7 protein-coding genes are annotated in these 11,749 nt (G+C 58.7%); 1 reads left to right on the forward strand and 6 read right to left on the reverse strand.

Features of this window, described 5'->3' with window-relative positions; all coding sequences use genetic code 11:
- A partial coding sequence (locus BST47_RS31735) for a beta-ketoacyl synthase N-terminal-like domain-containing protein (protein WP_420094072.1) occupies positions 1 to 97 on the reverse strand: 97 nt, incomplete at its 3' end.
- A gap of 292 nt (positions 98 to 389) precedes the next feature.
- On the opposite strand from BST47_RS31735, the gene BST47_RS29730 reads away from it, so the two are divergent.
- Positions 390 to 2,129, forward strand: coding sequence for an AMP-binding protein (locus BST47_RS29730; RefSeq protein ID WP_083129334.1), 1,740 nt, complete (start codon positions 390 to 392; stop codon positions 2,127 to 2,129).
- 176 nt (positions 2,130 to 2,305) lie between these two features.
- Here BST47_RS29730 and BST47_RS29735 read toward each other — a convergent pair whose 3' ends face one another.
- From BST47_RS29735 to BST47_RS29755, 5 genes are all read right to left on the reverse strand, one after another.
- Complete coding sequence (locus tag BST47_RS29735; protein WP_083129337.1) at positions 2,306 to 2,644, reverse strand: hemophore-related protein; 339 nt, start codon at positions 2,642 to 2,644, stop codon at positions 2,306 to 2,308.
- A 179-nt stretch (positions 2,645 to 2,823) separates the two neighbouring features.
- Positions 2,824 to 5,769, reverse strand: coding sequence for an MMPL/RND family transporter (locus BST47_RS29740; protein WP_083129335.1), 2,946 nt, complete (start codon positions 5,767 to 5,769; stop codon positions 2,824 to 2,826).
- Positions 5,770 to 5,779: 10 nt separating this feature from the next.
- Entirely contained in the window at positions 5,780 to 8,656 is a 2,877-nt protein-coding gene (locus BST47_RS29745) for an MMPL/RND family transporter (RefSeq protein ID WP_083129338.1), read from the reverse strand.
- Positions 8,653 to 9,069, reverse strand: coding sequence for an MmpS family transport accessory protein (locus BST47_RS29750; protein WP_107529130.1), 417 nt, complete (start codon positions 9,067 to 9,069; stop codon positions 8,653 to 8,655). Before BST47_RS29750 ends, BST47_RS29745 begins: the two co-directional genes overlap by 4 nt.
- 624 nt (positions 9,070 to 9,693) lie before the next feature.
- On the reverse strand, positions 9,694 to 10,476 hold the full coding sequence (locus tag BST47_RS29755) for an alpha/beta fold hydrolase (protein ID WP_083129339.1): 783 nt from the start codon (positions 10,474 to 10,476) through the stop codon (positions 9,694 to 9,696).
- Positions 10,477 to 11,749 lie beyond the last annotated feature (1,273 nt).

Below are 11,749 nucleotides of genomic sequence, written 5' to 3' on the forward strand. Positions count from 1 at the left end.
GCAACGCCTCCCACAACCGCTCAGGGGAGTCGATACCGCCGGGCAACCGACACGCCATGCCGATCACAGCAACCGGAGTGAAAGGTGTGTTGTTCATGTTGGGCAAAGAATTCCCTGAAGGTGAGTTGTATGCCCATGCGTCAGGCACCCGGCAAGGCTATCCAATCGTTGCAGCAATTCGATGCGGAATGGTTTGGTCTGCAGCCTTGGGGCGCTGAACGGCATGTGCATGCTGGAGGTGTGTTGCGCCGGCATCCCTATCCGCCACCTTCATTCAGCAATGATCATTCTGACCAGTTACCTTTGCCTGATCGGGCAGAACGATAGACGGTTACAACTTCTTCTGTTATCGAAGGGTGCAGCGACGACGGGCACGGTAACCTCGTGCGGTGGTTGCTACGTCCTTTACGGCTCTAGTACGCGAGCGTGCCAGTCTTCAGCCCGATGACACAGCATTCACCTTTCTTGATTACGACCAGGACTGGGCAGGCGTTCCCGAAAGCTTGACGTGGTTTCAGCTGTATCGGCGAGCGCTGAACGTCGCACGTGAGCTCAGACTGTTTGCCGCACCTGGTGATCGCGCCGTCATATTGGCGCCGCAGGGACTGGATTACATCGTTGCTTTCCTGGGTGCACTACAGGCAGGACTGATCGCGGTTCCGCTGTCGGTCCCGCTAGGCGGCGCCACCGACGAACGTGTGGATTCGGTAATGCGCGATGCCTCGCCCACCGCCGTTCTCACCACATCCTCTGTCGCCGGCGAAGTGGCCTCACATGTCAGGCCGCAGTCAGGCAAGCCCGCCCCAGTAATCATCGAGGTTGATTTGTTGGACCTGGACGCTGCGACGCGATCCGACGGCCTGGAAGATGCCCAACAAGCGACCGCCTACTTGCAATACACATCTGGATCGACCCGGAATCCGGCCGGAGCAATGATTTCCTACAGGAACCTTCTAGCCAATTTCAAGCAGCTTTTGCCAGCCTTTTGGGCCAACCACGGAAGCGTTCCACCACTGGACACGACATTTGTCTCGTGGTTGCCCTTCTATCACGACATGGGTTTGGTACTCGGAATCTGTGCGCCGACTTTGCTGGGACTCCCCGCTGTGGTTACCAGCCCGGTATCGTTTCTGCAGCGGCCGGCCCGGTGGATGCAATTACTCGCAACCCACACCCATCCATTTTCAGCGGCACCGAATTTCGCGTTCGAGCTCGCCGCACGAAAAACCTCAGACGAGGACATGGCCGGACTTGATCTCGGCGGGGTTGTAGCCATCTGCAGCGGGAGTGAACGGGTCCACCCCGCGACACTCAAACGCTTCACCGAGCGGTTCGCGCCATTCAATTTGCATGACTCGGTAGTCCGACCTTCATACGGGCTTGCGGAAGCAACGCTGTTCGTGGCCACAAGCACAGCAGGTCAACCACCCTCGATCGTCGACTTCGAGTCCGACAGACTGGCCGGCGGTGAGGCTAAACGCCGCACCAGCGGAGGCGGCACACCGTTGATCAAATATCCGCTCACAGAGTCGCCCGCCGTGCGCATCGTCGATCCCGACACCCACACGGAGTGCCCACCGGCAACGACCGGCGAAATCTGGGTGCACGGCGACAACGTCGCTGTGGGCTATTGGCAGAAGACCGAAGAGTCTCAGCGCACTTTCGGCGCCATGCTTGACGCGCCGTCGGCGGGCACACCACGGGGGCCCTGGCTGCGGACCGGGGATCTGGGGTTCGTCACCGAGGGCGATTTGTTTATCGTCGGTCGCATCAAGGACATGTTGATCGTCTACGGGCGCAACCACTCTCCCGACGACATCGAGGCGACAATTCAGGAGGTATCTGGAGGCCGGGTCGCGGCCATCGCCGTTCCGGCCGAGGACACGGAACAGCTCGTCCTTATCATCGAAACCAAGAAACGCGGCGACTCCGATGAGGAGGTGATGCACAAGTTCGCCACGGTCAAGCGTGAGGCGACTTCGGCGATCTCGAACACCCACGGCCTCACCGTCGCAGATGTGGTTCTGGTAACACCGGGTTCGATTCCGATTACCACAAGTGGCAAGGTGCGCCGAGGGGCATGCGTCGACCATTACCGGACCAGTCGGTTCGTCCGCCTAGACGCTTAACCCCACACCATGTGAGGTTTCACTATGCGGACAGCGCCGATCGATAGGGCGCGCGGCCAACATGCCTGCAGGGCCAACCAAGCGAGCTACTCCACGCGAGTAGCCCGCTCGACCCACCCAGCAACTGCGGAAGTTGCCGTAAACCGAGCGTTAGGCCCAGTGTAGGCATCGGCAGCTCAGAAATTTTGGCAAGTGCTGAAGGCCTGTTGGATAGAACCCAGGTACGGCTGCGCCCATGGTGCGGCCGCAATCCGGCTGGCCATCTGCTGCCGTTGAGCCGGCCCCGAGGCGAGGAACTGCTGCAAACCGGCCTTCAGCATCGGTTGTTTATCGAACGCCGCGCCGGCTTCCGGGCTTTGCGCGTTCAGTGCAGAAACCAATTGCGGGTAGCTGCAGGTCGTGTTGACGGCCAGACCCAGATCAGGCTGTGCGGACGCCACTCCCACCCCGGCGGCCAGGGACATTCCCAGACCCCCTACCGCGACAGCCAGCCTGGTCATCGACAGTTTGCTCATGTGTTGGAGCCCTCCCTTATATGCACCACTCTTGACGAACCATTGGAAGCTACGACCGAGATTACCCATCATCGGCGCTCAGCTACCACGCCCGTGATGTATCGAACCTTCGCGAGGCGTCACTACAAATATCGGCCGGCGTCCGACCAACGTTACGCCGCGCTGCGCTTCGGTCTCAGCTAGCGAGACGGCCTCGGAATTGGGGCCGTGACCGGGTCCTCGCCGCCGCGGTCCCTCTCCCCTAACAGGTATCGCCGCGCGGCCCAGCGGGGCCCCAACGGCTCAAGGAGGAAGCTGGCGGGACGCGGTCGCACACGTTGCGGCCACCAGAACCATCGTCCAAGCAAGGCGGCGATGGAAGGTGTCATAAAAGATCTGACGATCATGGTGTCGAACAGCAGACCGAGCCCAATCGTCGTTCCGATCTGGCCGATGATCTGCAAGTCGCTGACCACCATCGAAGCCATTGTCAGCGCAAAGACCACCCCCGCCGTGGTGACGACTTTGCCGGTGCCGCCCATCGCACGAATAATCCCCGTGTTGATGCCGGCGCTGACTTCTTCCTTCATCCGGGAAACCAGCAGCAGGTTGTAGTCAGAGCCAACCGCCAAAAGGATGATCACCGACATCGCGAGGACCATCCAATGCAAATTGATGCCCAGAATGTATTGCCAAAGCAAGACCGAGATACCGAACGATGCACCCAACGAAAGCGCGACCGTCCCCACAATTACCAGGGCCGCTATGAAACTTCGGGTAATTATGAGCATGATGACGAAAACCAGGCAAAGCGCTGCCACGCCAGCGATCCATAGATCCCATGTCGACCCGTCATGCCAGTCCTTCGCGGTGGATGCGGCTCCCGCAATAGATATCTCGGCGTTTACGAGCGGTGTCCCTTTCAGGGATTCCTCGGCCGCCGCCTTTATCTGATTGATCCGTGCAATGCCTTCGGCTGATGCCGGGTCGCCGATGTGAGAGATGATAAAGCGGGCCGCTTTTCCGTCAGGGGACAAGAACGAATTAATCGCTCGTTTGAAGTCCTCGTTTTCGAAAACCTCCGGAGGCAAGTAAAAGGAATCGTCGTTTCGGCTTGCGTCGAACGCCTGCCCCATCGCCGTCACGTTCTCGCTCGTTTCGTTCACCGTGGAGAGCATGCCTGACATGGTGCTATGCATGGTGAGCATCATGGTTCGCATGCTCTGCATGCTGGAGATCATGTGCGGGAGCTGTGCAGTCAGCTGCGGCATGATCACATCTATCTCATCCAGATGCTCGAGCAGACGCTCGACCTTGGAGCTAATAATGTTAACGCCGTCGAGCGTCTCGAATATGGATCTCAATGCATGGCAGATTGGGATATTGAAGCAATGTGGCTCCCAGTAAAAGTAATTTCGGATTGGCCGGAACCAATCGTCGAAATTAGCCATATTATCCCGCGTCTCGTCCAGGACAACCTTAAGCTCATGAGTTTGGCCGACCATGCGGTGCGTTACATCATTCATCTGCAGCAACAGCTGATATTGACTCTGCAGTATTCGGATCAGCGTCGCCATATCGTCGGCCTGGCGGAGCAAATCGCCCATTCGCTCTTCTTGAAACTTCAACGTTTGCACTTGGCTGGCGCTTTGCAAGCTGAGGAGAAACGGAATCGACGTATGGCCGATCGGCGTTCCCTCAGGCCGGGTTATGCCCTGTACCCGAGAAATCCCACGAATATTGAAGATTGCCTTCGCCAATCTGTTCAATACCAGAAAATCCGCAGGATTGCGCATATCACGATCGGATTCAATAAGCAGAATGTCCGGCATCAACCGCGCCTGAGAGAAATGACGCTCAGCGGCGAGGTAACCCTGATTGGCTGGAATGTCATCGGGAATATACAGCCGGTCGTTATAGCTCGTTGTGTATCCCGGCAGGGTCGCTACACCAAGCAACGCGAGCGCAAGTGAGGCGGCCAGAATCGGGGCGGGCCAGCGGACGATCGCCGTGCCGATGCCGCGCCATCTGTGTACGCGAATCTTTCGCTTGGGTTCCAGCAAGCCAAATCGGCTTCCAATAGCCACACCCGCCGGCACTAGTGTCACCGCAACAGCGACCGATACAAGCATGCCGATGGCGCACGGGATCGCCATACTGTGGAAGTACGGCAATCGGGTGAAGCTCAGGCAGAAGATCGCGCCGGCGATCGTCAGACCCGACGCCAGAACAACGGGCGCGACTCCGCGGTACATGCTGTAGTACGCAGCTTCCGGGTCCTCCCCGGCCTGACGCGCCTCCTGATACCGACCGAAAAAGAATATTCCATAATCTGTTCCGGCCGCTATGCTGAGAAAAACGAGCATATTAACAGCAAAAGTCGACAGCACCAGCACATCACTGTGGCCGAGGAAAGCAACGACACCACGCGCCGCCGCTAATTCAAACCCCACCATCACCAACAACACAATCACTGTGGCGATGGAACGATACACGAGAAGGAGAACGACAAAAATGATCACCACAGTCACGACGGTGATCTTCAGAATGGAATCATTCCCACTGCGTTGCATATCCGAAGCAAGCGGTCCCGGTCCAGTTACATAGGCCTTGACCCCGGCCGGTGGGGTCGTCCGATCAACGATATTCCGGACCGCGTCCACCGATTCGTCTCCCAAGTGTGTTCCTTGGTCGCCGATCAAATTCAATTGCACATATGCGGCCTTGCCGTCGGGGCTCTGAACGCTCGACGAGGTGAGGCGGTCACCCCACATGTCCTGCACGTGCGCCACATGGTTCGGATCGTCTCGCAAATCGCTGACGAGGCCGGCATAGTATTGATGCGCGTCTTCACCGAGCGGCTCTTGTCCCTCCAATACGATCATCGCGGAGTTATCCGAACTGGATTCCTCAAAGACATGACCCATGCGCGTCATCGCCTTTACCGACGGAGCGTCCTGGGGCATCAACGAAACGGAATGCTCCTCCGCGACTTTCTCCAACGATGGGATTGCGGCCGCCCAGTTTCCGCTGACGGACGCCAGCGTCGAAAGCACAATCAACACCAGCCAGGCCAGGATGATGACTAGCGAAAACCTGCGTATGGTCCGCGCAAAGAACGGACGGCGACGGTGTCCAGTGCTCATGCGACCTTCGCTAGTCCCTCATCATCAAGGAACGCACGAGAGGACGCGGCCCTATAGGCCGAAGTAGTCCACTAGCGGGGCGGGTGCGCACCTTTTGGGGCCACCAGAACCACCGTCCCAACAGCGCGGCGATCGAAGGTGTCATGAATGCGCGGACGATCAGTGTGTCAAACACCAGACCCACGGCAATGGTGGCGCCGAGTTGACCGAGCGTGAGCAGGTCGCTTACCAGCATTGACGCCATGGTCGCTGCGAATACGAGACCGGCGGCTGTCACGATCCGGCCGGTGCCGCCCATCGCACGGATGATGCCGGTGTTGATTCCTGCTGCAACTTCCTCTTTCATCCGCGACACCAGCAGAAGGTTGTAATCAGAGCCGACCGCCAACAGCACCATCACCGACATCGCCAGGACCATCCACTGCAGCTGAATGCCGAGTAGCTGCTGCCAGATCAGCACCGACAAACCAAAGGACGCACCAAGAGAAAGCGCCACAGTACCGACGATGACCAGGGCGGCGATAAAGCTCCGCGTCATGAGCAGCATGATGATGAAAATCAGACAGAGTGCAGAGACTGCCGCAATCAACAGGTCGTATTTGGAACCGTCCACGATGTCTTTCACGCCCGCCGCAGTGCCCGCAAGGTAGATGTTGCTGCTTTCCAGCGGTGTGCCCTTGAGCGCTTCCTCGGCCGCCACCCTAATCGGTTCCACCCTCGAGACACCCTCAGGCGTTGCGGGATCGCCCCTTTGCGAAATCAGCATGCGCGCGGCCTTGCCGTCCGGCGACAGGAAGATTTTCAAGACGCGCTTGAAGTCCTCGTTCTCGAATACGTCTGGCGGTAGATAGAAGGAATCGTCATTCTTGGCGGCGTCGAACGCCTTTCCCATTGCAGTCGCGTTATCGCTCGTTTCCTCCATCGCGCTGATGGTGCCCGACATGGTGCTGTGCATGGTCAGCATCATTGTGCGGGTGCTCTCCATGGTCGCGATCATCTGCGGGAACTGCACGAGTATTTGTGGAAGAAGTACATTCAATTGATCGAGATTCTGCACGAGCTGCTCCATTTTGACGGTGATCTCGTCAACACCGTTCAGCGAGTCAGCTATGGATCTGATTGCAAAGCAGATGGGAATGTTGTAGCAATGCGGCTCCCAGTAAAGATAATTGAAGATCGGTCTAAAGAAATCCTGGAAGTTCGCAAGATGATCTCTAAGCTCACTCGTGACCTCCTGCAGTTCATGAGTGGTTTCCACCATGCGGGTAGTCGTGGCAACCATCTGCTGCATCAATCCATACATACGCTGCATGATGTTGATCGTCGATGTCAGCTCGTCGGCCTGCTGGAGCATGTCTTCCATGCGATCCTTTTGGAACGGCAGTCCCAAGAGTTGGCCGGAGTTTTGTGCGCTCATCATGAAAGGGATCGTCGTATGCGCGATCTGCGTTCCCTGCGGACGAGTAATCGATTGCACGTTCGCAATGCCTGGGACGGCGAAGACGGCCTTGGCCACCTTGTTCAATATCAGAAGGTCGCTGGAATTCCGCATATCATGATCGGACTCGATCATCAGCAGATCAGGCGACACCATTCGCGATTCTGGAAAATGTCGCGCTGCGGCCGCATAACCTTGGTTGGCGGGGATATCTTGCGGAAGAGACTTGACGTCGTTGTAGCTGGGCGTGTAGCCCGGCAGCGTCAATAATCCGATCAGCGAGATCGCCACGGTGGCGACCAAAATGGGTGCGGGCCACCGAACAATAGCTGTGCCAACCCGTCGCCACCCGCGAGTGTGAATCTGCCGTTTGGGATCGAACAAGCCGAAACGACTGCCTGCAGCCAGAATGGCAGGAACCAGCGTGAGGGCCACTGCGACGGCGACCACGATTCCCAGCGCGCCCGGGACGCCCAGGGGTTGGAAGAAGGGCAGACGCGTAAAGCTCAGGCAGAAGATCGCGCCGGCGATCGTGACACCTGAGGCCAGGACAACCTTGGCCACCCCGCGGTAGGTGGTGTAGAAAGCCGTTTCGCGGTCCTCACCGGCTTCACGCGCCTCTTTATATCGCCCAAAGAAAAATATCCCGTAATCTGTGCCGGCCGCGATCCCGATAGAAACTAAAAGGTTGACAACGAAGGTGGTTAGCCCGACAACGCCGTGAAGACCGAGAAACGCTATGATTCCTCGGGCCACCTGCAATTCAATCCCGACGCTCAGCAATATGACGATCGTGGTAGTGATCGAACGAAATACCAGTAGCAGCATTACAAAAATCACGGTGATGCTGACTGCCGTGATCAAGATGACTGTTCGGTTGCCGCTCTCGCCCATGTCGGCGACGATCGCTGCGGGCCCGGTGACATACGCCTGGACCCCAGGAGGCGCCGGAGTGCGAGCCAGGATGTCCTGAACGACCTTGACCGAATTGTTGCCCTCGGCCTGGCCGGGTTGACCAATCAGATTGACTTGAACATATGCGGCTTTGCCGTCAGCGCTTTGCGCTGCGTCAGTCGTGAGCGGATCTCCCCAGAAATCCTGAATGTGCTGAACGTGGTCCGGTCGGTCTCTCAGCTGACGAATGACATCGTCGTAGTACCGGTGCGCATCGTCACCAAGCGGTTCCTCACCCTCGAGGACGATCACCGCCAAAGCGCCGGAAGAAGTCTCGTCGAAAGCTTCAGCCATTCGCTGGGAGGCTTTGAACGATGGCGCATCTTCTAAGCTCAGCGCTACCGCATGCTCTCTTTCGACCTGCTCCAAAGGTGGGACGGCGACCGTGAGGACGACGGTGACCAACACCCAGGCGAGAATGATGAGCACCGAGAATCGATGGATCGTGCGCGCCACTCTAGGTCGCTCGGTACGCTCTTCGCTCTTGGTGATCATGCGGCCGTAAGCAGACATGATGTGAAGGCGTTTACCTGATTTGACGTCTTTTCCGCTTTGACCTCGTCGTCCACGAGGATGCGGCAGCCAATGCTATTGCTATCACCTTGCGCCAGAAGACTTCCCGCAGCCGACGTTTCGGTGATGTCGAATTTCAACGACCACGGCAAGCTTGCTCCCTCAACGAACGTGGGTTCAGCGTTCTCGTCGAAGTAGCTGATGTTAGCCACGGTACCTGCCGGCCCGAACACCTCGTATGTCAGCTGTTTGGGATCGAAGGGCTTGCTGTCCTCGACCTTCGTGTCGGCATACGAGGGGCGATTCTCGGAGCCGAAGATGCCGTGTAGCCGCGACACGGTGAAGCCCCCAGCGCCGAGCACAACCAGCACTAGGATCGGAATCCATAGCCGCATCAAAACCCGGAAAATGGTCGAACCCCTCCCTTATGGCCGTACCGGCGACTTGCTATTCGCTCGTACACGTCAACTCGCGTCGCTGGTGACTCGCCAGAATACGCGGGTCCTCAAACGTAGCTGGACGTCGGCGCGCGCGACCAGCGCTTTGAGTAAAGCATGCCATTTGCTTCCCAACTCGACTTGTTCCCAACGTGAGATGGGATCGATGCACAGTGCTTGTGTTGAAGCACGGTACGAACATTCCGCACCGCCCGCAAATTACATCAAAAGGCCCAGCCTCGGCTGTGTCGTGGTATAGCTTCACCTCCTCGCAACAAGCTGGACGCCTGTTTGCGGAGGAAGTTGCATGACAGCACTCCAATGCGGTGCGCGGAGGCGCAGACGGCCAGCCGACATAGATCCGTAACTTTTCCGTGTCAATCCAGAAACGACGTCTCGCGACTGGAGGAGGATCCGTCCCCGCCACTGGTTTAGCTGAGGTGAGAGTGCTCGTCGGAGGACACCGCGGCGGGCCGAGAAGGCGCTGGAGCAGTAGACCGGCGACGCAGCCGCGAGCGGGCGTAGGCGGTCGCCTTCGAGCGCGCCGCCAGGGCCGCAAAAAACGAGTTTCATTCCGTACCTCTAGAGCCCATGAGCGAAGAATTCAAGGATTGCCGAGTTGACTGCGTCCGGCCGTTCGAGAAATCCCAGGTGGCCGGTATCGCCGATCTCCAGATACCTTCCCTTCGGAAGAGCGCCTGCCACCTCGGCTCCGAGGTGGGGGGGCATGACCAGATCATCGGCGAACCCGATGACCAACACCGGTGTAGTGATCTCTTGGTAGGCGGGCAGCCGGTTGTTCACGGGCGCAATGGCAAACTGCGCGCGAACTCCGGGAGTCGACATAGTGGGCCACATCGTAAAAGTGTCGATCCAATCCTGGACGACCCTGTCATCGTTCAGTGTCTTTGGTGAAAACGCGTCGAGCAGACGTAGTTTCGCTTCATAGCTGGGCGGCAGCTGGATGCCTGCATTTGCGAAATCTCTCTCGGCCGTCGCGAAGAATTCACGTGCGCAGTCAAGCCGACCCCTGGTAGCCATCAAGGCGGCCTGGCTCACCAGCCCGGGATGGGCGAGCATCAATTCCTGGGCGATATAGGAGCCCATTGAGACCCCAACAAGACGCGCTGGGCCGAGATCGAGCTTCTCGATCAACTCCACCGTATCGGCGACCGCCGTTGCCGTCGTGAAACCGTCAGCATTCGAAGTCGCACCCACTCCCCTGTTGTCAAAAGTGACTACGCGGTAGCCGGCCGCGAGGAACGCGGGCACTTGGTGGACCTGCCATGTGCGGCCCACACCCCCCTGGCCAGAAATGAACAGCACAGCGTCACCGCGGCCGCGGTCGTCATAGGCCAGGTCCACCACGGTGGGACGGTACTACGAGCGTCAGGGACGTCGCGACCATAGCAGTACGGCCCGACGATCCGTCGATTCCGAGGGTGCCCATTCTCGCGCCGTCCGCGATCGCGGAACAACTCTTCGCCGAAGCAAATTGAATCCTTCCGCTTGTGCCGCGCAGACGACGCGCTTCTTGACGTGTAATCAACGGTTGATGACGAAGCCTGGGACGCTTTCACTCCGTCGGCCCGAATACAGCGAACACGGGGCGGCAGCGGACGGTGAGTTTTTCGTCGGCGACTCCCAGCTTTTAACGCCCTGATGACGGTATGCAAACGGCCCCCGGATCAATGGAAAGCCCAAGCTTTTCGCATTGAAGCTCCCGCTGCGCTCTTGGGCGTCGATCTCCGAGGGCCATCCAACCTAGTAGCGGGGACAGTGTGGTGTTTCAGGACATCGGAATAGGTGAATCGGCCAGTTTCAGCTGGTGTCGAAGGTTCGCTTGGGTATCACCGCCGTGCTCGTCGAGGGCCGTTCATAATCGCAGGTCGCCCGCGATTACGGGATCTCCCAAGGCTGGATCTCACGACTGATCAGGCGCTACACCCTCGAAGGCGATGCGGCGTTCGAACCACGCTCACGGTGCCCACTCACCAGCCCACAACGGCTGGCGCAGACCACGATCGACCTGATCATCGAGCTCCGCCAGACCCTGACCGGCAAAGGACTCGACGGCGGGCCCCACACCATCGCCTGGCACCTACGACATCACCACCAGCTGGCCGTCTCAACCGCCTCGATCAGCCGCCACCTGCACGCCGCTGGCCTGGTCGAACCCACACCGCAGAGACGGCCCAAGTCGTCCTACATCCGATTCGCCGCAGCCCAACCCAACGAACGCTGGCAAGCCGACTTCACCCACTGGCGCCTAGCCAACGGCATCCACCTCGAAATCCTGTGCTGGCTCGACGACTGCTCACGCCTGGCGCTATCGGTGACCGCCCACCGCCGCGTCACGCCAACACCGTCGCCGCCGAGTTCAGGAAGACCGTTGCCCAACATGGCACTCCATACTCGACACTGACCGACAACGGCATGGTCTTCACCACCCGCTTCGCTGGCGGCAAAGGCGGACGCAACAGCTTTGAAGCCGAACTTCACCGTTGGGAGTACGCCAAATCAACTCCACCCCCAACCACCCCACCACGTGCGGGAAAGTCTGTGAAGACTGTTACTCGACGTTGTACCGGCTCGGTCTGACCCCGGCCAAGGTATGACCAAGGTGTCCTGCGTTCGA

This window comes from Mycolicibacterium tusciae (genome assembly GCF_002086795.1).
Lineage (GTDB): Bacteria > Actinomycetota > Actinomycetes > Mycobacteriales > Mycobacteriaceae > Mycobacterium > Mycobacterium tusciae.